Genomic DNA, 22,609 nt, shown 5'->3' on the forward strand with positions numbered 1-22,609 from the left:
GACGCGATGAAAGGCAGATTATGGCGTACCTATACGCTGCGACTGGCTGCGGCTTGGGCCGGGCTATTGGTCTTGGCAGGCTGTCAATATACCGCAACCCCGGCGGATCTGCTGCTCGCCCCGCAGGCAACGGCGGAGAATGCCGCGATCGCGGCGGCTGTCCAGGATGCGCTCCCTCCCCGGGCGAAGCTGACGGTGACCGACCAGGGGAAGACGACCTCGGCGATCCGCAAGGAGGACGTGGACGGCGACGGACGCAAGGAAGTCATCGTGACGTACGTGAATGAACGCGAGGAAGAGAAGGTTATGGTGCTGACCAGCGGCAGCGGAAGCGGCGAGCAATCGGCAAGCGGCTGGCATCATTGGTTCACCTTCACGGAATCGTCCGGCTATGGCGTCGATTGGATCGAAGTGAGCGACCTCGATGACAATGGGCAGCCGGAGTTGTTCATCGCTTGGAACAGCTACGGCGATCCTTATCATCAGGTGAACGTCTATACGGTGCAAGGGGGCGAAGAATTGCGCCAGTACCCGCCTGCGCCGCTCGCGGAGCTGCCCTATGAGATGGCGCGACTCGGCGATGTCGACGGCGACGGGCAAGAAGAGCTGGTGCTGATCACGCACGACCGCGACAACTTAAGGGCCGCGCTCCACTTGTACCGGCTGTCGGGGAAAGAGATGCTCGATGAATTGTCGACCCCGATCGACGGTTCGGTCAGCGGCTATTACAATTTGGCGATCGGCCAGATTGCCAAGGGCCGTTATGGGCTCGTGATGGATGCAGGCATCGGCGCCCACTCCTCGATGACGCATATGTTCGCTTGGGAGGACGGCCAGCTGAAGCGAGTCTATCCGCCGTTGTCCGAGGGCGACGAGGAGCATGTCAACGACTCCTCTACCTTCGGCGGCGACGGCAATCATGACGGCGTGCTCGATATTGAGCTGCTGACCCCCGCGCCAGGGCAAGCGGAGGATGTGCCCTACAGCGAAATGCTGTGGATCGAGAAGCGGAAGCAGTGGGACGGCGAAGGAAATTTCATCACCGTCCAGGAGCGTTACGTCGATTACGAGCAAGGCTATGCGATCCGGTTCAAGTCCGAATGGTATAACAAAGTGACGGTGAGCCATTCGAACTCGAGCGCCGATGCCGAGAATCCGATTGACGAGGCCGCAGCGCTGCTCGAGGCCGTACCGGAAGGCATCGTGTTCGAACAGTACAGCGAGGAGACCGGGCAGCGTGCGCCGCTCTTCGCGATCTATATGGTTCCGCTCGACAACTGGGGCGCTTTCGAGCAGAATTGGAAGGACAACGGCGTCCGGTATAACCAGGTACTGAAAGCCGCCGGCATGATCTATGCCGTGGAATGGAAGGATGCGCCGGCCGATTGGAGCGAGCGGGATCAGGAACGGTTCGTTTCCTTGCAGCCGGATGTGGAAGAGCTGAAGCGGGAATTCGAGCTTCTGCCGGAATATTAGGCAAGCTTTACGAGTAGGAGGACAAGATGCGGATATTGCTGCTGGAGGATGAAGAGGCGATACGCGGCTTCGTGAGAATCAACTTGAAACGCAACGGCATGGACGTCACGGAAGCGGAAGACGGCGAGACCGCGCTGCAGCTGGCGGAGGAAGCGGACCCGCCCTTCGATGCGGCGCTTCTGGACGTGATGCTGCCGACGATCAGCGGGTTCGAAGTGTGCGAGGCGCTGCGCCGGAGATTCCCGCGAATGGGCATCATTATGCTGACGGCCAAGTCGCAGGAAGAGGACAAGATTCGCGGGTTGGAGCTCGGGGCGGACGATTATGTGCAAAAGCCGTTCAGCCCCGGCGAGCTTATCGCCAGGCTGAGCGCGCTTCACCGGCGCATGATGCCGGGCGGCCTGTCGTCGCATGACGTTCAGCCGCAGCGGCCGACGGAATCGGGGCAGTTCAGCAGCGATGGCACTGCTGCGCTTGCTTCCAATACCCATGAGGGCGTGGATAGGCAGGAGGCGCTCGGAACGCACGCGCCTAGCGAGCCCGCCACCGCGGACGCAGGCCGTAGCGGCATGCCAAGCCATGCGTCGGCAGACACAGGCGAGCTGTCGCGAAGCCTGGCAACTGACGGCGGTGCATGGGGCAATGGCAATGGCTATGCCGCGCACGCAAGTCCGCATCAGGCAGAGAAGCGTCCAAGTGAAGCGAGCCGTTCGGCCGACGAGCAGCATGTCGGCCCGTTCCGGCTGTCGACCGCGAAGCGCAGGCTGTGGAAGAGCGGCGAGGAAGTGATTCTGACGCCGACCGAATGGACGCTGATGAAGCTGCTTATGGATCGCGAAGGCGAAGGACTCAGCCGCGATGAGATTCTGAACGCGGTATGGGGACGGCATTTCATCGGCGACCTCAAGATCGTGGACGTGAACATCCGTCGCATTCGCCAGAAGATCGAGGCTACGCCCTCCCATCCGGTCTACATCGAGACGCTGTGGGGCTACGGCTATCGCTTCAACCGAGGGGATGAAGGATGACGAGCCTCCGGACGCGCATGGTATGGAGCTTCGGCATGCTGATCGTGCTCGTCGTCGTCATGCTGGGCTCGTTGTTCGTCACGCTGGTGTGGAATTATTATTACGGCAGCGCGGTCAGCTCGCTTATGCAGCGGGCGCAGACGGAGGCGGCGCTGCATAACCGGAACCTGTCGGCGCAGCCGATGCGTACCATTGCGCGGTATATGCTGCAGAACATGACGGCCGGGACGGCGCATCTGCAACTGCTCGATCATGCCGGCAATCTGATCGTCGACAGCAACGGGATGCCCGGCGACGGGCGCGTCCTCGCGACGCCGGACGTGGCCTCTGCCTTGAACGGGCAGCAGGGATCGTGGCGCGGCAAAGACCCGGTGACGGGCGAGCGGATCGCGGCGGTGACGCTGCCGGTCAAGCGGGATCAGCGCGTCGTCGCTCTATTCCGCTATACGGCGTCCTTACAGGGGATCGACGCGATCGTCCGCAATATGATATTCGTCGCGCTGCTCGGGGCCATTATCGTGGTGCTGCTGTTCTTCGGGATGAGCGTGCTGATGGCGAACCGGATCGCCAGGCCGATTCGGAACTTAACGAAGGTCGCGGAGCAGATGGCGGAAGGAAATTGGACCCGGCGCGCCGAAATTGGGGAGCAGGACGAGATCGGCCGTCTGGCGGATACGCTGAACACGATGGCGGCCGAGATTACAAGGCGGGAGAAGCTGAAGAACGACTTCATCTCCTCGATTTCGCATGAGCTGCGCACGCCGCTGACGTCCATCAAGGGCTGGAGCGAGACGCTCGCCTCCGGCGATCCGACGGATGTGGAAGAGGTAAGAATGGGGCTGGCAGTGATCGACCGGGAGACGGATCGACTGGCCGGTCTCGTCGAGGACCTGCTCGATTTCTCCAAACTATATGCGAAGAACATCGTGCTCCATCCCGAGCCGCTCGACTTCCTCGCGCCAATCAAGGAGACGGTCCGGCAGTTCGAGGCAAGGGCGCACCGCGAAGGCATACGTCTGGCGGCAGGGCTAGCCGACAACGGGCCGCTGCTCGTCGAAGCGGACGCCAACCGGCTGAAGCAGGTACTCATTAACGTGCTCGACAATGCGTTCAAATTCACCCCCAAAGGGGGGCAGGTTATGCTGACCGCAGAGCGTATCGGCGACGATGTCCAGGTGCGCATCGCCGATTCGGGAATCGGCATAGACCCCGCGGACCTGCCGCATGTAACCGATAAATTCTACAAGGGCAACAGCCAGCGCGCCGGCAGCGGCCTCGGACTTGCCATATGCAAGGAGATCGTGGAACTGCACGGCGGGACGCTGGAACTGGCCAGCATCGTCGAAGAAGGAACGACGGTTACGGTCAGGCTGCCCTTAATGAAGCTGCCTCAGGAGGCAATCGTTTCGATAGAGGAAGGAACGGCGGAATCATGAGGCAATATCAGGCGCGGTCAATCTGACGATATCCGAACGCTACTCTTTATAAAGGAGCGATTTGCGCTTGGTCGTGACGTACGTGATGGCGAGCGCGGTGAGAATGACGATAACGATCGGAAGCCAGTGGTCCGCGATGAATTGCATCCAGAGCGGCATAACGGCTGCACATCCTTTCATGGCTGTTTTCTACTAGTATGGCATGCTGCTCGCGGGCCAATCCCGGTAACGTTTAGGGGAGCTGCCAGTCAGACCACAACGAAAAGGGGCTCAATGCGCAATGCGAGATGAACGTAAAGCCGGCAAGCGCTCGGCTTACGCGCTGGCGGTGCTGCTGCTATTCCTTGCGGTGATCAATGGGTGCAGTAGCGGCAACAAGCTGGACGAACTCCCGCCTCAGCAGCTGACGGAGGAGGAGACGCCGGTAGAACCGATTCCGCCGGCTGAAGAAGAAGAGGCCGAGACGGCCGGCTACCTCGCGCCGCTGACCGGCCTTGCGGTGGACCATGAGGTCACGGCGCGGCCGATTGCCGTGATGGTCAATAACATGGGGAAGGCGCGTCCGCAATCCGGGCTGCCGCACGCCGATGTGGTGTGGGAAGTGCTCGCGGAGGGCGGGATTACGCGGTTGGTCGCTATTTTTCAAAGTGAAGAGTTCACCGATGCGATCGGGCCGATCCGCAGCATTCGCCCTTACCTGATCGAGCTCGGCGAGTCGTACGGCGGCGTGCTTGTCCATGCCGGCGGCAGCCCGGACGCCTATTCGATTCTGCAGCATCAAGGCAAGGAGCATCTGGACGAGATTACGAATGCGGGCAGCTACTTCTGGCGCGAATCGTTCCGCAAAGCGCCGCATAATCTGTATTCCAACCTCGAGAAACTGCGGGCGGGGATCGATAAGAAGAAGTATGATCAGTCTGTCATGGCGCCGCTACTTACCTTCTCGGAGCTTGGTGCAACCGGAGCGGGGACGGCTGCCAATCATGTCGACATCTCCTTCATGCTGAAGAACTACAAAGTATCTTACGCGTACGATCCGCAGACGAAGTTATATATGCGCTCCATTAACGATCAGCCGCATACCGATCTGACGACGAAGGCGCAGCTGAGCGCTACGAACCTCGTCGTGCTAGGAACGGCGCATAAGGTGCTCGATGACGTCGGGCGGCTCGAGGTGGATCTTGACTCCGGCGGACCGGCGAAGCTCATTCAGCTTGGCCGAGTGATCGACTGCCAATGGGAGCGCGGCGTGGATGGCGTGATCCGGATCTTGCAGGACGGAAACGAGCTTCCGCTGGCGCCGGGCAAAACGTATTATCACGTCGTGCCGAATACGCCAACCTTCGAGGGGCATGTAACGATCAGTTGAACTAAGTTCGAATTTCATAGCGAACAACATCGAACCTTTGGCCGAATGCGGGTTGAAGGTTTTTTTGTTTTGTCTGATGCAACGAGCGGCCGGAGTAGATTCAAACCTGCTGCGGTCATGACGGTTAAAATCGTAAGGGACGGAAAACACTAGGAGGGCCGCCCGTACTTACCGCCGCCAATTGTAAAGGAAATGTGAATGTTCAAGAAATAAATTTAAATTTTTCATGACGTGTTTACAATCCCTTAACAATTAAGATGTAAACTGTGATAAGATATTGTCGGCTTTAAGGCTACTTGCAATGTCAAACTGCAACCATGCGAAGGGGATATCGATGTTTAAGAAAAAGGACGTATTTTTTACAACGCTTGAAGCGATGGCTGATGTACTGCTTGAGGCAGTTGAGTATTTCGCGAAGCATGTCTCGAACATCAAGGACGTTACTCATTTTGCGAAATCGATGAAAGAATTCGAAAGCCAATGCGACCGCCATGTACATACGATTCTGACGGAGCTGAATAAGACGTTCATTACGCCGATCGAACGTGAGGATATTATGGCGCTGACGACATCGCTCGACGATGTGCTCGACGGCATCGAGGCTTGCGCTTCGCGCTTCGAGATGTACCATATTACCGAGCATGACGAGTACATCACGCTGTTCGCCGATAACCTTGTTCGCAGCGCGCAACAGATCAAGAAGGCGATCTACCTCCTGACGGAGAAGAAATTGCTGGCGATCCGCGAGCCGTCCATTGCGATCAATGAACTCGAGAACCAAGCGGACGACCTGCTTCGCGTTAGCGTGAAGAGCCTGTTCGCGAACGTGAAGGATCCGATCGAGCTGATCAAGCGCAAAGAGATTTACGAGCGTCTGGAGCAAACGACCGACTATTGTGAAGACGTGGCCAACACACTCGAAACAATCATTATGCGCAACAGCTAAGGACAGGTGGACTTTCGGTCATGGATATTTATATTTTAGTAGGTATAGTCATTTTCTTGGCGCTCGCCTTCGACTTCATTAACGGCTTCCATGATACGGCCAATGCGATCGCGACAACGGTATCGACCCGCGCGTTGTCGCCGCGCGCCGCCATTATTATGGCGTCCGTGATGAACTTTGTCGGCGCAATGCTGTTCACCGGCGTAGCCAAGAAGATCGGGAGCGGCATCGCCGATCCGTATACGTTGGAGAATGGGGTCCAGGTCTTGATCGCAACCTTGATCGGCGCCATCATCTGGAACTTGGTCACATGGTGGTTCGGCATTCCGTCCTCGTCGTCTCACGCGCTGATCGGCGCCTTGACAGGCTCGGTTATCGCGGCGCAAGGTTTCGATGGCATTAACGCCAGCGGATTCAGGGAGATCGTTATTGCACTGATCGGTTCACCGCTTATTGCCTTTACCATCGGCTTTATTGTCATGTGGATCCTGAAGATCATCTTCGCCAAGTCGAGTCCGCACAAGATCAACAAAGGCTTCCGTACTCTGCAGATCTTCACGGCTGCATTCCAGGCGTTCACGCATGGCACGAACGACGCGCAGAAGGCAATGGGCATCATGACGTTCGCGCTGGTCACGGCCGGGATCCAAGATACGATGGACGTTCCGTTCTGGGTCAAGTTGTCGGCGGCGACGGCGATGGCGCTCGGTACATCGATCGGCGGCTGGAAGATCATCAAGACGATGGGCACCAAGATCTTCAAGATCGAGCCGATTAACGGGTTCGCGGCGGATGTCACGTCGGCTTCCGTTATCTTCACGGCGACATTGACGCATCTGCCGGTCTCGACGACGCACACGATTACGTCGGCCATTCTCGGTGTCGGCAGCGCGAAGCGATTCTCGGCGGTCAAATGGTCGCTCGCCGGCAAGATCATCGTCTCGTGGATCATTACCATTCCGATTTCCGCGATTCTGGCAGCCCTGATCTACAAAGTGATGGCGCTGTTTATGTAAGAGCAATAGACGCTGGCTGCGTATCGCGGCCGGCTTTTTTTATGTTCGGATGGGAGTACTAGCGGTGTGATAAGCGTCTCCTTCGTTTAATCACGGGATCATTCGGCGATAATGGATGACAATTACATCTTCATGTAAAGGAGCTCATTCATCTTATGTGGAATCAGCTGATCATGTGGACCCTCTTGATCGTGCCTTGGTTCAGCGTCCTGTTGATGCGGGGGGACATGCTGCGGCGGTATACGCCCGTGGCGCTGTTGACGACCGTTGCGCTCATGTTCGTATCGGAGCATGCCTATGCGAAGCATTGGTGGGTGATGACCGAACGGATTACGCCTGGCGGAATTATCACGAATACGGCGCTAGCATTCGGGACGTTCTTCATCGGCACGATCTGGATTTTCCGCTTCGTCTACCGCAGCTTCTGGCTTTATTTTGGACTTAATGCAGCGATCGACGCGCTGCAGATATTCGTCTTCAGCCCGTTCCTCTTCGAAGGACGCTTGTACACGCTTGATCGCATCAGCCACTTGCAGGTCTATTTCCTCATGCTGGTGATTGCCGTTATGATCTACGTCTATCAGAGATGGCAGGAGCGGATCTTCAAACCGCAGCCGACTTATGTGCCCGGCCGTTCGCTCGAGTTCGACACCCGTTCCATCTTCCGCAAGAAGGCCCGATAGGCAGCGAAATCCATTTATATCTTGCTTAGGGCGGACAATGCGAGGATAATAGAGACAAAAGATAACCGGAGCCGCTGTCGTGCCGACAGGATGTGCTCCGGTTTTCGTCGTGTAGTCCTTCATGCCCGCGAATGATGCGGATCATGGGGTTAATAGAGCCGCCAGCCGTGATAAGCGGCTGGCGTTGGTAAGTGTGGAACAGCAGACGGCGGCCTAACGTCTGCGCGGTCTGCGGCGCTGTCCGCCGGCAAGCGGACGGGAGCCGGATTTTTTGCGCGATTTTCTGCGCTTGGGCGGCGCTTCGAGGAGTTCGTCCTCGTCGAGCGTCGAGGCGACGGCCGCGCTGCCTTTTTTGCCGAACGAGCCGGCCAGTACTTTAATGAGCGGGGTCATCTGCTGCACGCTGCTGACGACCTTCTGCACTTTTTGTACCGTGCTCAGGATGCCGTCGAGGCCCCCCATACGCTCGACTATGCCTTGGATATCCTTAATATTGCCGCCGAGATTGTTCAGCGAGAAGCCGCTCGCTTTATTGGCTGCCGTGCCTTCTTCTTTGGCCGGATCAGGCAGTTTCTCGGCTGCCGGGGTCACGACGATCGGAGCGATGTTCGTGTCGAGCGATGGGCTGAACGGGACAGGGGTCACGGTATTCATTCCGCCGCCTTGCGCGAACGGGTCAGATATGCCTGGATATTGGCTTTGACCTCCGAGCGGTTGCTGGAAGCCGCTGACGGAAGGGTCGTTGCGGTATTTCACGCGGATCACAACCTTTTTCACGTTTTGTTCCTAGTTTATGGGATAAGTGACTAGTTGGTTTGGACGAATGCCCACTCGCGGGGCAATTATTTCCGCACTTGTTCTTATGATATGATTCTTCTACTCTGTAAAGCGTGAATACGGTGACGCTTGAAAAGTTAGCGCAAAGCCGATACAATCAGACTATAGTTCTCATAGGGATGTGACTTTATGCAGCTGAAGAAGCTGAATGATAAAACGATTGACCAATTGTTCGAAGCGATCCTGACTCTCAAGTCCGTGGAAGAGTGCTATATTTTCTTCGACGATCTGTGCACGGTGAACGAGATCCAATCGCTCTCGCAACGTCTTGAAGTCGCGCGTATGCTAGGCAAGGGCTGCACGTATAACCAGATCGAGGCGGAGACGGGCGCGAGCACGGCGACGATCTCGCGGGTGAAGCGCTGCCTGAACTACGGCAACGACGGCTACAAGATGGCGCTGGAGCGCGCGGGGCGCTAAGCGATGCAGAAGCCGGGTATTCTCGTCATTAGCCATGGCTCGCGCGACGAGGGCTGGGTAGCGCTCGTCGACGACGCTGTGGCGCAAGTGTCGGCTTCCCTGAATGCCGAGGTCCAGGTGGTCTCGGCATTCCTTGAAATCGTAGAAGGCCGTCTCATCCAAGACGGCATCGACCAGCTAGAAGCGGAAGGCGTAACGGAGTTATTCGTCCTTCCGCTATTTGTGTCGTCCGGCAGCACGCATGTCGACGACATTGCGCAAGGGTTCGGCCTGCCGCGCGTGAGAGAAGACCGCGAAGGCGAGCTTGGCGTGTTCCGCGTGGGCCGACAGGTGAACGTGACCTTCGGCAGCCCGATCGACGACCACGAGGATATCGCGCAGGTGCTGCTCGATAACATCCGCGAGCTGTCAGAGTCGCCGGAGCGGGAGTCGCTGCTGCTTATCGCGCACGGCTCGAACGAAGAGGTATTCCACGAGCGATATCGCGATGGGATGCAGCTGCTGGCTGAACGGCTGCGCCGCCTTGGCGGTTTCGCCGGCGCAGATTACGCGATGCTGCTGCCGGATCAAGCGGCGGCGAAGCTGAGGGCGTTGCAGGAAGAACGGCCGGAGCAGGCATGGATCGTCGTGCCGCTGTTCCTGAGCCAGGGGTATTTTACCCAGAAGATGATTCCGTCGCGCCTCACTGGGCTGACCTATCGCTACAATGGTCAGGCGATGCTGCCGCATCCGCGACTGCTGGCGTGGATGGAGCATCAGATGGCGGCTTTTGTGCAGCAGCGGGACGAAGGTTAATTTTGTTGGATTGGATCGTATAGGAAGCATCCATAAGGACATAAACTGTAGGGATTGCGGGTAATAGATGGCAGTCCCTTGTTACGGTTAAGTGACCGTGGCGGACCTGCCTGGGGACTCGCTTGAGACGGACGCGGAATAAGCGTAATATAGATAGCATTGATTGTTACATATGCTAAGGGCAAGGGTACCGGAGGTGCCAGATATGGATATTAAACGTGCACGATTGATTTATAACCCTACCTCAGGGCGGGAAGAGATGAAGCGGCGTCTGCCGGACATCCTGCAGAAGCTCGAGCGCGGCGGGATCGAGACGAGCTGCCATGCGACCGAGAGCGAAGGCGATGCGACGATCGCTGCTGCTGAGGCTGCGGATCGCGGCTTCGACCTGATCATCGCGGCCGGCGGCGATGGCACGCTCTATGAAGTCATTAACGGCCTCGCGGAGAAAGACGTGCGTCCGCCGCTTGGCATCCTGCCGCTCGGGACGACGAATGATTTTGCCAGAGCGCTCGGGATTCCGAAGCACTGGGAGTATGCGTGCGATCTGATCACCCAGCAGTTCACGCGGCCGATCGATGTCGGCAAGGCCAACAACCGCTACTTCATCAACATTGCCGGCGGCGGCTCGATGACCGAGCTGACGTATGAAGTGCCGAGCAAGCTCAAGACGATGATCGGGCAGCTAGCTTACTATATGAAGGGTCTGGAGAAAATGACCCGCCTGCGCCCGACCGAGCTGAAGCTGGTGGCCGACGAGATCGGCGAGATTCACGAAGAGATTATGATGTTCCTCATCTGTAACAGCAACTCGGTCGGCGGCTTCGAGAAGCTCGCCCAAGAGGCGATTCTGGATGACGGATTGTTCGACGTTGTTGTATTGCGCAAGTGCAACCTGCCGGAGTTCATCAGGATCGTATCGCTGGCGCTGCGCGGCGAACATTTCAACGACCCGCACCTGATCCACTTCCGCACGAAACAGCTGACGGTCACGACGCCGGATTACGTGCAGTTGAACCTCGACGGCGAGTATGGCGGCACGCTGCCATGCACGTTCACGAACCTGCCGCAGCATCTGAACATCTTCGTGGACGAAGCGGGCGAATCGACTTACAAGCTGCGTTAGTAGGGAGCAGAACGGCATGAACGGACTTATTTAAGGAAAGCGAGACAACTAGCGAATGACAGTACCGGTTACTAAGAATGACGTCGTCACCGTCGATATCGTCGGCTTGACGCATGAAGGCGAAGGGGTAGGCCGCGCGGACGGATTTACCCTTTTTATACAAGGGGCATTGCCCGGCGAGCGCGTCCGCGCCAAGGTGCTGAAGGTCAAGAAGCAGTACGGCTACGCCAAGATGCAGGAGCTCATGACCGCAAGCCCGGATCGTACGGACGCCCCGTGCCCGATCTTCAAGCAGTGCGGCGGCTGCCAGCTGCAGCATATGAGCTACGCGGCACAACTGCGCTGGAAACGGCAGCATGTCGTCGATAATCTGGTGCGGATCGGGAAGCTGGACGTGGCTGGGGAAGGTGCTGGCGGAGCGGCTGAGGTGGATGCGGGTGAGGCGAAGGAGCGCCTAGGCGGCGTTGTGGTTCATCCGACGATCGGCATGGACGAGCCTTGGCGGTACCGCAACAAGGCGTCCGTCCCGATGGGAATGGGGCCAGTCGCCGCCGAGACGATCGGCGCAGCAGGCGCTTCCCAGCTGATCGGCGGCTTCTACGCGAGTAACAGCCATCGCATCATCGACATGGATCAGTGCATGATCCAGCACGAACACAACGATGACGTCGTACGTGTGGTCAAGCAGATCGGACGCGAGCTCGGCATCACCGTCTACAACGAAGAGACGAACCGCGGCCTGCTGCGCCACGTCATGACGCGCGTTGGCTTCGTTACCGGTGAAGTGATGGTCGTCCTCATCACGAACGGCTACCGCATCCCGCAGCTCGACACCTGGATCGCCCGCATCCGCGAGGCGCTGCCGCAGGTGAAGAGCATCGTGCAGAATATCAACATGCGGACGACCAACGTGATTTTCGGCGACGAGACCAAGACCCTCTGGGGCAGCGACGTCATCTATGACGAGCTCGACGGCATCCGCTTCGCGATCTCCGCGCGCTCGTTCTACCAGGTCAACCCGTCGCAGACGATCGCGCTCTACGGCAAGACCGTCGAATACGCGCAGCTGACCGGCACCGAGAACGTCATCGACGCCTACTGCGGCATCGGGACGATCTCGCTGTTCCTCGCCCGCCGGGCGGGGCATGTGTACGGCGTTGAGATCGTGCCGGAAGCGATCGAGGACGCGAAGCGCAATGCTCAGTTGAACGAGATCGGGAATGCGGACTTCGAGGCCGGAGCGGCCGAAGTCGTCATCCCGCGCTGGTGCAAGGAAGGCATCGTCCCCGACGTCATCGTCGTCGACCCGCCGCGCAAAGGCTGCGACCCCGCGCTGCTTGAGACGATCCTCGCGATGAAGCCGCAGCGCGTGGTGTACGTGAGCTGTAATCCGTCGACGCTGGCGAGAGACTTGCGCGTGCTCGAGGATGGCGGGTTTAAGACGGTGGAAGTGCAGCCGGTGGATATGTTCCCGCATACGAGTCATGTGGAGTGCGTTGCTTCCTTGATTTATAAGGGACTTGAGTAAGTAGTTAGACTTGTTGGGGACGAAATGGAGACATGAATAATCACGTCTCCATTTGATTAATTATTGATTCAAACTTTTCTGCAGCGGCACGATCTGCAGTTCTAAGTGCAAAGCCATAGGTGTTCATAGTGACTTGAATTGATCCGTGACCAAGTCTTTCAGCGATTATTTTAGCGTGTACTCCTTGGTTAATCAAAAGTGTGGCACTGGTATGTCGAAGAGTGTGAAACTTTATATACCTTAAGTTGTTTTTCTTTAGAAAGTTACGAAACCACAAGTACGGTCTTTCCTGGTGGAATGCTCTTCCATCGGGATGACAAAAGATAAAGTTATAATTGCCACCTTTCCACTTATCTCCGATCATTCTTCTTTCATCGGATTTAACCTCATAGTAATACCTAAGCTGTTCTAACATTGATGTTGGTAGCGAAACTTTTCGTTTCGAATTTCTTGTCTTGGGTTCTTTTACGTGGGCAATCCCTGCTGGTGCCAGTGAGACACTTTGTAAAACGTCCAGTGTGCCATCATCCCAATTGATATGATGCCACTCTAAGCCCAGTAATTCTCCTCTCCTGAGACCAGAAGTTAAAGCTAGGGTAACAATAACCCTCCAATGAATAGGTTCTTTTTGAAGGGCTTGTAGAAGTTCCTGGATTTCCTGGTTGTCGTAAGGAATAATCTGTTTATAACGGACGGTTGGTTTTTTTACTCCTGATAGTGGATTCTCTTTTATGAGTTTCCATTCTACTGCACGAGAAAAGATGTTTTTGAGAACACGATGAACGATTTCAATTGAACCAGAAGATAACCTTCCTTCTCTGAAACCAAGACGAGAATTATCTTTATCAAGTGAATCCAAAAACCTAATTATGTGCAAAGGCTTTATTTGGTCAATTCTCATGTGACCAAAGGTAGGAATTATACGTGTTTTTAAGTTAGATTCATAAGTGTAAAGTGTCCTTTCTGCCAAATGCTTAAGTGCATAATTAGTTCTCCACTCGTTTACAAATGCGGAGAATGTCATTTTTTCTGGAGCTATATATTCACCAGCTTCGACTTCGATCTTAAATTTAACTAATTCTTCTTGCAAGTATTCTTTTAGACGCTTAGTTGTCCTTAGAAGCGAAGGGTCTTCAACTCTGATTGTCTTGTACCTCTTTAATCGTTTACCATGGGCATCATATCCTGCCTCAACTATAAGTCTCCAAGAGTTACTTTCACCACGTCTTTCAATACTAGCCATGCTTATATCCTCCTAAATTTAAGCTGTTCATTTCTTGCTGGGCATAGAAGGAGACCAGTGTATCTCTTCTAAACAGTATTTTGTTTCCTATCCGAAAGTGAGGGATTCGTCCAGCGCGAACCTCACTGTATAATTTATCCTTTGAAATCCTACGTTCAAAGAAAGATTCCCAAGCTTCTGAAAATGTGAGCACGTTTTGGTTACTAGAGATTTCGAAAGAGTAGTTCATGACTGTTATCCTCCTGCAGTTTAAAGTATTTTCATTGCTATAATTTAAGCTTCCGGGTTACTCTATCCCGTTTTATTTAAAAAACAAGGAGATTTGCTATGTAATTATTACCAGAACAAAAAAGACATCTATAAGGTAAATAACCACGAGGGAAGTTATATTATTTTTAGTAAATGTACTACGGACCGGAGTTCAAATCCCCTCGCCTCCACAATGTAAAACCACAACCGCAAGAGTTGTGGTTTTTGCTATTTCTTAAGAATCATAAAGTGTATCTTCAGAAATAGTTCTCATACTCTTTTTCAACGATCATTTTTACTTTGTGAATCACGGGTATTTACAGTGGCATTTGCATCACCGAGCACATTTATATGGATTCAAGGTAGTTGACGGAGTGGTATCCCTCAATGAATGTTTGTTGTTGACTATTCGAGAATCTGCTGTTAAAACTTAGGTATCCGTAGTCTATCAATATCTTTCATCACATGGGATACTCCGTTGGTGACATGCTTAAGCAGTTCCTGATGTGAATAGCTCAGCTGTAGACCCTTCGAGCAACGTTTGTCCATCCCTTCTGCAAAAATGGCGTTGCTTAAATTACTACCAACATATCCAAACTCCCTCCCAAACCCTGAAATACAGTTTAAGAGAAGAAAATACGCCGACATGATCAGGAGTGAATATTAATGCCGTTATTACATTATGCTAAAGTTAATATCAATTCGAATATTTTTGATGTATATGATAATAAAGTTACTATTCAGGGTATTATGAGAGAGTTATTCTCAACTATTGATGTCAATGAGGAATATCATAAAGTTGAAGTGCGAACATTCAAAGATGATGAAGGTGAAGAAAAAAGTGTGGAGTATCGTGAAGTATATAACTTCTCAGAGTTAGCGAAGGAAGAGGATGTTAACAAACTACAAGTAAGCGGTAAAGTAGTAAGGCGGTACCCAATTGTAACAGAAGAGTTTGATGAAACAACAAGGACGTCCCGTAGAACAGTTCTTGAGAACAATTCTAGTAGCATTCTGTTTTACTTTGATCTGGAAACGGAAATAGTAGTATTTAGTGAACGTCAGAAGTTTGGGACAAGGCAGTTTATAGAAGCATTTCAAGAATTGCTGAATATTTTTCACAAAAGTGTAGGATTTGAGATATATCTTCTACAGGATCCATTTTCTATGAAAGAACGTCTTGAAAATGCTTATAAAATAAGGAAAATTAAATCCACGATCATACCACCTAATGTAAATGAGGAGGCACTTAGGGACCTGTATGATAAAGAAGTGGAAGAAATGAAAGAAGCACATATTACTAAGAAAACTAATGTATTTGAGATTAATGAAAAAAGTACCCAGGGTATCAATCTAAAATCAAAGATGGTAGAACAAGTGCTAGAAACTAACGAGGCATACGAAAAATTTGCAAGGGGATATGGAAAATTAGAAGTTGAAGGTGAGAATCGGGACGGAACGCTATTCAAATTTGATTCGGAGAAGGACTCACTGTATCAGACGCAGATTCCTGAAAGAGAAAAAAAATCTCTAGAAACATTTATTGAGTATTGTAAGAAAGGTATTGCAATCTTCTCGGCGAAAAAGACGATAGACAAGTATACCGATAGGTAGTGATGAGAATGCCATTTAAGTTGTATACACCTAAAGAACTCTATAAGCAGTCCTTTAGTAAAAATCCACTATTTGATTTCGTAAAGTTCGAAGGCTACATGTCATTGATTTTTACAGTAATTATAACAATTATCATTTATACCCTGGTAGATAGTAACTCAGATAATGTGGGGTTTATTGTCTCTGACACTAAAAATATTATACTCTACGCATCATTCGGTTTGCTTGGAATGCTAGGATTTATTATTAGCGGTCTGGCTATTATTTCTGGAACGATGAGTAACAAAGTTACAAAAAATATCATTAAAGAGAACAAGTTTAAATCAGTACTAGCGATCTTGTATAGTTTTAATTATTTAGGATATCTTATTGGTTTTTTCTTTGTATTTTACATTTTCGGTTATTTCATACTTTCTATTAATGGCATCTTTAAACCATATGTCTTTATCGTCTATTGCTCCATAGCAGCTTACGGATTATTTTTTATAGTCTTTTACGCCGTTTCGCTGTTGAAAACTTGTCTAGATATTTTTGTGATTAATTATATGTACTCTGGTGAAGAGAAGGAAACAAATATATCTAAAGAAATGAGTCTAACGGATATAAGAATTGATGCTTTAACTAAAGTCTTGCTTGATAATAAAATGCTGAATAGAGAAACATTTATTAGTCAATTGAATGTGATTATTGATATGAATGTAGCTGATGAACTCCAAAAGAAAAGACTTTTGAAAGAGATTGCTGAGTATTATTCAACAGAATAGATATTGTATTTAACTCAATAACGGTTTTGGGCAGGACATGGTTACGCTAGTAATGTTGAAGGATATCTAGTTCGGTATGACGGCGATTCCTTGAATCCAGGTCAGACAATGATAAAAATGAGCAATATCCAGTCTGCTTACGATAGGGATGGCCATGGTACCTTCACAGCTTATTTAATCGAAGGGTTAACTGGGGAGGGCAGAAGATCCTAGTGGTGATATTGATGTAAAAAGATTGTATTCCTACAGGAGGCATCTCCCTAGTGTTTTATGCAAAACAGCTCATTGGGGTAACGCCAACGGGCTGTTTTGCATTCATTCGTACCCCTTATAAATTCCTCATGCAAGTTAGATTGTAATTTTCCGACCCTTAACTGCCTGCTTCTTCGGATGCCAGTCCCCTTCAGGGGTCATTACCCCGATATGCCTTCCGCGTTTATCGTATACCTCCACCTCTCCGTGTAGAGCATCTTTGTGATAAAAGCGCTCAGCATCACGATAAATGCGCTCCTTTTTCCAAAAGTAGCTCGTAGGCTCCAATGGCATTAGAACGGGATACTGCCCTGCTGGGATTAACCGCCAATCCTTTTTCATAACCCTTCGCTCCTTTGTGCCTAAAGCACAAAAGGCGCTGGAATCATCCAGCGCCGTAACCCGGAAAGTTTGCGGGAAACAAAAAAGGCCCAAGTGGGCGCCGAATAGGGTCGGCAGCCACTTGGGCTATGAAGTGAAGGTTAGAGGTAGTTAAAGGAATATACCCCATGAGTGAAGCGGTAGTGCCTGAGGCCGGAGGGAACTTAAAGAAAGCAAAAAAGCCCCTACATAGTCCTGGACTATAAATAGAGGCGTTTAGATTGATATTCGATTTTACCCAAATACATTTTTCCCTTAAAGGGTAAATTGGCACGACAGGTACAAGATATATTAATGGAACAGTATAAAGACAATCCAATTATAGCATTCAATTATATTAACCCTTATATTCTATTAGTCAGATTAGCCTGACAGAGTTAGGTTCCCCAAGGACTATTGTGAAAAATAGACGTTTTCCTAATTTATAAAGATTTTTTTGCTCCATTTTTTAATATGTTTGCTTCTCCGCGCGATTTATTAATGTGTATTGTAGCCTGAGACAAACTGAGTCGGCGCGCGGCTTCACCTTCAGTCAATTCATCAGGTCCATAAATCAGTTCTAAAGCTGCGATTTGTTGCTCAGACCGTAACAGGTCATGATGTAAACCAAGACGAACAATCCAGGAGTAGAAGGCTCTGCGTTGTGGCAACGACATATCTGGTTTCTCCGTATAGATCCGTTTGCAGGCCAGCATGGCCTCGTTCTTTTCTTGTTCTCGTGAGTATAGTTCTATTGAAACACTTATACCTCGAGCATATTCATCAAGAATCTCGTACTTTGCTTTTGCGCTCGCCTTCTCGGCATTCACATACTTTTCACGCTTCCAGTTTCGTTTGATTCTACTTCTCAGTTTCATCTTTAAATATCCAAATAGCCTACCACGCTCTGGATTGTACTTCGGAAGAAACTCATTGATAATGTCGGCGTACAGTTCTTCCTCGAGCTCTTCCTTCGTAAGGATCGTAACGTCGTTCCAATAGTCCTGTAAAAGGGGGGTTATCATTGGCTTAAAGGCATTCCGGAATAAACGATATTCATCGGAGTCCACTTCACCATTTTCACGAAGAGCATTAGTAATGCGCAAGATATCCTCCACAGCTAAGAGCTGAGGAATCCCCTTCAGTGATTCTTCTTCGGGAAGCTCTCCCCCATCCGCGAGTTTTGAGACAGTATAGATATCGTACGGGTTCTTAAGCTTGCCGTACTTTTTTTGGATTAGACCAAGGGCATGTTTGGCCGATTTCGCTTTTGAGGTCTCGTTGACCTGAACCCCAGTAAATGTGGTACCGCGAATATGATAATCACGTTCAATCAATCCGATCACCTCCAATGCCGGTAAGCATTTGCTGACTATTACGTAGGAATTGCTGAAGTAGGATTATCTAAAGTCTATAATGAACCAGCCTTTTGTTAAAGACTAGCTCTTTTCATTGTCGTAACTGGTAGATTCTGCTAGACTACAAGAAAGGAAATCTGAGAAAAAGGCTGGCCGAAACGGTAACATATTAGCTAAAGAAACCGAGGGATGATATGCCGGGAGAGTATAGCGAACTTACCGAGATGGAGAAGAGAAATTTGGTGGGCTTCTTGGAACGTTCACAAACTGCTCATCTAGATAAAATGAAGAAAAGATACAAGGTTGGATCAGCGAGGTCTCTAGATTTATCAAGACAAAATGTTTTGGACTGTGTAATGATGGGGGCAATTCCCCTTGGCGAATATATAGATTGGCTGAGTCACGTGGAACTAGAGGGAAATAACTCGTTATTTATATATGAGCCTAAAGTATATGAAACTTTTGAATATGGAATCGATCAAGTAGTTGAGCGGGTAAAAGGACGAGTTTATCCTTTATATAGTATTAATGCGGAAAATTTGAATGAGATCAGATTAGTTAATGTGCAAAAAGGAGATACTCAAATTATCTTCACGTTCTCTGCTCCAGCTACTGTGCAGGAGAAGGATCAAGAAACTGGCACGTTTCTCTTAAAAAAACACGTGTATCTCGCATATGTTATCATGGATTTCGAGTTGAAACACTATGTTCTTTCAATGCATCCTACTGTGAGCCTTACCTCTATAGCTGGAGAAACAAAGAAGAAAGAATGGGATGAGCTCACTTGGGTTCTTATAAATGAGTTTCGTCAAGTAGTCGGCCATTTTGAATTCGCTGATCCGACCTGGTTGACAGATTCATTATACAAAATTACAGAAGAATTCTTTTATCATAATAACCCAACTATAGAAGCAAAACTTACTTCTTTCAGAACTGAACATCTAAAAGATCTCACGGAGAGAATTATTGAGAGTGAAAGGTCATTCTCCAGAGCAGATTATAGGCTTAGGGTGGAGAAATCACTTCTAAAGCTTTACGAAAGTGAATTGATGAACTCCTACAAGCATATCAGTAAATCAACGCCGTTCGAAGTGTTTCTTCAGCAATCCGACAAAGGGATAACAGAGTTTAAGGCGAATTCAAGGGGGAAAGCCCTAAGTTACTCCGAAGCAGGAGAAATTATAAAGTTGATGTGGGAGAATGGAGATATAGTGAGCTTAGGGATAATACACTATACCGAGGGTGAAATAAAGAGAAAGCATCCCTATATCATTTCGAAATCAAATTACTACTACGCACTTAAAAAATATACTACTTCTCAGACTGAAAAGGAGGCTATGAACGATGTTTTACGAAAGCTTAACAAGTATAAACAAGAAGTTCGGCCTTCCCTTGGACGTACTGAGGAAACTGGACTATGAATTAACGATTCTAAGGCCGAGTGATATTGTATCGGCAAGTTTTATATCCCGAAAAACACAGCTAAACAGCGAATTAGTGGAGCCCATTTTAATGGAACTGGCCTACACGTTAATCCTAGACACAAAATATTTTATTTTTTGTATAAACGATGATAAAGAGTTAGTACATGGGTTTGAGTTCGATACCAAGAGGGAATTAAAAGAGTTCATTGTCAATCATGGGTCACATTGTCCGGATTGTGATTCAAAATTAAATATTAGAGACATCAGGGTGGCTTTCGTAAAGAAAGATACCATTGTACTGTAGGAGATGTTTATGGACAATACATTTTCTTATAATAAGTATATAAATAATGCTCCCGATGATGAAATTTGGAAACCTTTTAGTGAGAGTGAAAAAGTCCATTTTCAATCTTTGGTTATGTCTGTCCGTGTAGCACTTGAAGAGGGGGACCGGCATCAAAAAGGACTGGCTTTAGAATCATTAATGACTTACGTTTATCAGCGATTCGATGAGATAGCTGTTATACATTACAATTTAACATCGGGTGATAATCAAATTGACCATATGATTGAATTTGTAGATGGCTTAACTCCCACATTCATTCATAAAAATATTGGGTTAAGAATTATCGGGGAATCAAAGAATCATAAGAAGGCAATCGGTGTCAGAGAGGTTGCTGACTTGAAAGAATTGTTACGTTCAAAGAACTCGCAAATGGGTATTTTTTCGTCATATTACTCTTTTAGTAAGAAACAAAACAACCTATGGCATTATGCCGAGGGCAAGCGTCGAAAACTTGCCCTGGCAGATAAAGTTTTTATTATTGGATTTACCCTAGAGGAACTAAGTCAATTAATCGATAAGAACTTTTACACTTTAATAAAACAAAAATATAATTGCTTGATTGATGAAACTGAAGATATAATGACCGAATTTCTTTCGGAAGATCAAGCTGTAACCTATTCCGATCGATTGTTCTGCGCTCTAAAACAACTTTTTACTAATGAAATAATAAATCAAGATAGTTTTGAGGTTGGCGTGAGACAGATTAATGAAAAATATGGTCAAATCACTTACGAATACTAAAAGTAAGAGCTAAGAGCTCAACACGAAAAAGACTCACAATCACGCTTTTTACCAAAGGGTAAAGCGTAATTATGAGTCTCTTTTTTCTTCATCGATTAGCTCGATAATTTCACGAATATCAACAATATCAAATGTATCAGCTAACCGCTCAATATGACTGAAGTTAATGTTTTGTCTCTTGCCATTATTTAACTGGCTTAGCGCGGCGTGTCTTATATCAGTAAGACGAGAAAGTTCCCTTAAAGAAATGTTATGTTTTGTAAGTAGTTCGGGTATTTTGATAACCACTTTCTTCCCCATAATTCTCCCCTATACCCACTTCTCGTTATTTGACTATACGCAAAAACGTACCATATAATATTTCTTAAGGTGGTACGCAAATGCGTATCATAGATAGAGGGGGAAGTAACTGTTCTCTGTGGATAATCTGTGTACAACTTGTTAATAAGTTCTATTGAACAACAACAAAGGAGAACACTCATGGATAAAGACATGTTGCAATTTATGATGAACCTCGAGGCTAACCTCGACAGATTGTATAAAGAACACGGAGCAAGGCAGTGTACTATGTGTGACGAGATAAAGATTAATTGTTTTCCTTTCTTTATCACCGGAATTCCCTATTGTGCAGACTGTGAGGATCTTACTCCAGAAGGCGGGGTTAATTAGATGGGTAATAAGAGTTTTGACGTAGCTGAAAATGTTCAGTGTAAGTCATGCGGACATTTTGGTCCAACTCGAAAACAGGGGGAGATCTCCTGGAGATGTAGTAATGAAGAGTGCGGGCAGTTAGGCGGAATATTAATTGAGCCAATAAAGTTTGTGTACCGGATACCAAAGATGGACAAGCTTCGTTAATTGATTATGGGCGAGGTGTGAGTTTTGAAATTACTCGATCCTAAAGTTGATCTCGTATTTAACTGGATATTTGGAAGTGAACGAAGCAAGAAGTTGTTAATCAGTTTTATTAACAGTTTAAGATCAGAGACGATTAGGAGAGTAAAGGATATCTCTTATACTGGTCCATGGATTCCCTTTCACGAAATTGATAAAGGTGTTTACGACATACGCGCCGAGGCAATAGACGAAGGGGGAGAGAGGACAAGTATTGTAATCAAATTAGTCTACGCGTTTGATTGGAAGGCTCATGCCTTTATCAAATCCGGCATCGGATTGTCCTTTAACAAGGACGGTGTTATTAGAACAAGTGAAAGCAAGAACCTTATAGTTATAATCCTTATCGGAAATCAAATACGGGATCAAAATTATCATACGGTCTTCCCCTACATTCAGGATACAGGTAATGAGTTTGAGGTACATGTGATTAGGCCTGAAGACGCCGTTTCGGATCGGATCAGCTATCCCTCAAGTGATCCCCTTGTTGAATGGCTTCTTTTCCTGCTTGATTATGAGAATATGGGCTACATTGAACGTTATAAGGCTCATTGTTCGATACCGGAACCAACCAACACTTTTGAATACATGGACCGGAGTAGGGAGATAAGTCAGATCCGACTTAGGGAGGAAAAGGCCGAGCGTGATTATATGTGGTTAATGGGGAATACACGGAAGGAGGCTAGGTCAGATGGAAGGTGAGG

23 protein-coding genes and 1 pseudogene are annotated in these 22,609 nt (G+C 49.3%); 17 read left to right on the forward strand and 7 right to left on the reverse strand.

Features of this window, described 5'->3' with window-relative positions:
- Nucleotides 1–6: 6 nt before the first annotated feature.
- The 4 genes and pseudogenes from FHS18_RS19650 (at nt 7) to FHS18_RS19665 (ending at nt 3,940) form a co-directional block, all read left to right on the forward strand.
- The gene (locus tag FHS18_RS19650) at nt 7–1,476 is read left to right on the forward strand and encodes a hypothetical protein (protein ID WP_183601787.1); all 1,470 of its coding nucleotides are present in this window, start codon (nt 7–9) and stop codon (nt 1,474–1,476) included.
- Nucleotides 1,477–1,502: 26 nt separating this feature from the next.
- Nucleotides 1,503–1,865: pseudogene (locus tag FHS18_RS19655) on the forward strand (response regulator transcription factor); the annotation flags it as partial.
- Between the two features lie 180 nt (nt 1,866–2,045).
- Nucleotides 2,046–2,504, forward strand: a complete 459-nt coding sequence (locus FHS18_RS34975) for a winged helix-turn-helix domain-containing protein (protein ID WP_281378808.1) — start codon at nt 2,046–2,048, stop codon at nt 2,502–2,504.
- Entirely contained in the window at nt 2,501–3,940 is a 1,440-nt protein-coding gene (locus FHS18_RS19665) for a sensor histidine kinase (RefSeq protein ID WP_183601788.1), read from the forward strand. The genes FHS18_RS34975 and FHS18_RS19665 overlap by 4 nt, the downstream gene beginning before the upstream one ends.
- Nucleotides 3,941–3,979: 39 nt before the next feature.
- Here FHS18_RS19665 and FHS18_RS19670 read toward each other — a convergent pair whose 3' ends face one another.
- Complete coding sequence (locus FHS18_RS19670) at nt 3,980–4,120, reverse strand: hypothetical protein (protein ID WP_183601789.1); 141 nt, start codon at nt 4,118–4,120, stop codon at nt 3,980–3,982.
- Between the two features lie 100 nt (nt 4,121–4,220).
- Between FHS18_RS19670 and FHS18_RS19675 the strand changes: the two genes are divergently transcribed.
- From FHS18_RS19675 to FHS18_RS19690, 4 genes are all read left to right on the forward strand, one after another.
- Entirely contained in the window at nt 4,221–5,309 is a 1,089-nt protein-coding gene (locus FHS18_RS19675; RefSeq protein ID WP_183601790.1) for a DUF3048 domain-containing protein, read from the forward strand.
- 334 nt (nt 5,310–5,643) lie between these two features.
- Nucleotides 5,644–6,255: a DUF47 domain-containing protein gene (locus tag FHS18_RS19680; RefSeq protein WP_183601791.1), complete on the forward strand. Its 612-nt coding sequence runs from the start codon at nt 5,644–5,646 to the stop codon at nt 6,253–6,255.
- Between the two features lie 20 nt (nt 6,256–6,275).
- On the forward strand, nt 6,276–7,271 hold the full coding sequence (locus tag FHS18_RS19685; protein WP_183601792.1) for an inorganic phosphate transporter: 996 nt from the start codon (nt 6,276–6,278) through the stop codon (nt 7,269–7,271).
- A gap of 155 nt (nt 7,272–7,426) precedes the next feature.
- Nucleotides 7,427–7,954 carry a hypothetical protein gene (locus FHS18_RS19690; protein ID WP_183601793.1) on the forward strand — a complete coding sequence of 176 codons (528 nt, stop codon included), beginning with the start codon at nt 7,427–7,429 and terminating at the stop codon, nt 7,952–7,954.
- A gap of 213 nt (nt 7,955–8,167) precedes the next feature.
- Here the strand turns inward: FHS18_RS19690 and FHS18_RS19695 are convergent, their stop codons facing one another.
- Nucleotides 8,168–8,731 carry a tyrosine protein kinase gene (locus tag FHS18_RS19695; RefSeq protein ID WP_183601794.1) on the reverse strand — a complete coding sequence of 188 codons (564 nt, stop codon included), beginning with the start codon at nt 8,729–8,731 and terminating at the stop codon, nt 8,168–8,170.
- Nucleotides 8,732–8,920: 189 nt separating this feature from the next.
- Between FHS18_RS19695 and FHS18_RS19700 the strand changes: the two genes are divergently transcribed.
- From FHS18_RS19700 to rlmD, 4 genes are all read left to right on the forward strand, one after another.
- Complete coding sequence (locus tag FHS18_RS19700) at nt 8,921–9,211, forward strand: YerC/YecD family TrpR-related protein (protein ID WP_183601795.1); 291 nt, start codon at nt 8,921–8,923, stop codon at nt 9,209–9,211.
- Between the two features lie 3 nt (nt 9,212–9,214).
- Nucleotides 9,215–10,006, forward strand: a complete 792-nt coding sequence (locus FHS18_RS19705) for a sirohydrochlorin chelatase (RefSeq protein ID WP_183601796.1) — start codon at nt 9,215–9,217, stop codon at nt 10,004–10,006.
- Between the two features lie 205 nt (nt 10,007–10,211).
- Entirely contained in the window at nt 10,212–11,132 is a 921-nt protein-coding gene (locus FHS18_RS19710; protein WP_183601797.1) for a diacylglycerol kinase, read from the forward strand.
- A gap of 55 nt (nt 11,133–11,187) precedes the next feature.
- Nucleotides 11,188–12,660, forward strand: a complete 1,473-nt coding sequence (gene rlmD, locus FHS18_RS19715) for a 23S rRNA (uracil(1939)-C(5))-methyltransferase RlmD (protein ID WP_183601798.1) — start codon at nt 11,188–11,190, stop codon at nt 12,658–12,660.
- A gap of 40 nt (nt 12,661–12,700) precedes the next feature.
- Here rlmD and FHS18_RS19720 read toward each other — a convergent pair whose 3' ends face one another.
- Both FHS18_RS19720 and FHS18_RS34060 read right to left on the reverse strand, forming a co-directional pair.
- Entirely contained in the window at nt 12,701–13,903 is a 1,203-nt protein-coding gene (locus tag FHS18_RS19720; protein ID WP_183601799.1) for a site-specific integrase, read from the reverse strand.
- Nucleotides 13,896–14,132: a helix-turn-helix domain-containing protein gene (locus FHS18_RS34060; protein WP_221401392.1), complete on the reverse strand. Its 237-nt coding sequence runs from the start codon at nt 14,130–14,132 to the stop codon at nt 13,896–13,898. The genes FHS18_RS19720 and FHS18_RS34060 overlap by 8 nt, the downstream gene beginning before the upstream one ends.
- A gap of 686 nt (nt 14,133–14,818) precedes the next feature.
- Here FHS18_RS34060 and FHS18_RS19725 point away from each other — a divergent pair.
- Nucleotides 14,819–15,766, forward strand: a complete 948-nt coding sequence (locus FHS18_RS19725) for a DUF4747 family protein (protein WP_183601800.1) — start codon at nt 14,819–14,821, stop codon at nt 15,764–15,766.
- Nucleotides 15,767–15,774: 8 nt separating this feature from the next.
- A complete protein-coding gene (locus FHS18_RS19730; protein WP_183601801.1) occupies nt 15,775–16,530 on the forward strand; it encodes a hypothetical protein in 756 nt (251 codons plus the stop codon).
- Nucleotides 16,531–16,878: 348 nt separating this feature from the next.
- Here FHS18_RS19730 and FHS18_RS19735 read toward each other — a convergent pair whose 3' ends face one another.
- Both FHS18_RS19735 and FHS18_RS19740 read right to left on the reverse strand, forming a co-directional pair.
- Nucleotides 16,879–17,124, reverse strand: coding sequence for a colicin E3/pyocin S6 family cytotoxin (locus FHS18_RS19735; RefSeq protein ID WP_183601802.1), 246 nt, complete (start codon nt 17,122–17,124; stop codon nt 16,879–16,881).
- A 461-nt stretch (nt 17,125–17,585) separates the two neighbouring features.
- Nucleotides 17,586–18,479, reverse strand: coding sequence for a hypothetical protein (locus FHS18_RS19740; RefSeq protein WP_183601803.1), 894 nt, complete (start codon nt 18,477–18,479; stop codon nt 17,586–17,588).
- 215 nt (nt 18,480–18,694) lie between these two features.
- Between FHS18_RS19740 and FHS18_RS19745 the strand changes: the two genes are divergently transcribed.
- Both FHS18_RS19745 and FHS18_RS19750 read left to right on the forward strand, forming a co-directional pair.
- Entirely contained in the window at nt 18,695–19,921 is a 1,227-nt protein-coding gene (locus FHS18_RS19745; protein ID WP_183601804.1) for a hypothetical protein, read from the forward strand.
- Nucleotides 19,922–20,237: 316 nt separating this feature from the next.
- The gene (locus FHS18_RS19750; RefSeq protein ID WP_183601805.1) at nt 20,238–21,011 is read left to right on the forward strand and encodes a hypothetical protein; all 774 of its coding nucleotides are present in this window, start codon (nt 20,238–20,240) and stop codon (nt 21,009–21,011) included.
- Nucleotides 21,012–21,080: 69 nt separating this feature from the next.
- Here FHS18_RS19750 and FHS18_RS19755 read toward each other — a convergent pair whose 3' ends face one another.
- The gene (locus tag FHS18_RS19755; RefSeq protein ID WP_183601806.1) at nt 21,081–21,311 is read right to left on the reverse strand and encodes a helix-turn-helix domain-containing protein; all 231 of its coding nucleotides are present in this window, start codon (nt 21,309–21,311) and stop codon (nt 21,081–21,083) included.
- 582 nt (nt 21,312–21,893) lie between these two features.
- On the opposite strand from FHS18_RS19755, the gene FHS18_RS19760 reads away from it, so the two are divergent.
- Complete coding sequence (locus FHS18_RS19760; RefSeq protein ID WP_183601807.1) at nt 21,894–22,607, forward strand: PD-(D/E)XK nuclease family transposase; 714 nt, start codon at nt 21,894–21,896, stop codon at nt 22,605–22,607.
- Nucleotides 22,608–22,609 lie beyond the last annotated feature (2 nt).

It is taken from the genome of Paenibacillus phyllosphaerae (assembly GCF_014192105.1).
In the GTDB taxonomy this organism is placed as follows: Bacteria; Bacillota; Bacilli; order Paenibacillales; family Paenibacillaceae; genus Paenibacillus_Z; species Paenibacillus_Z phyllosphaerae.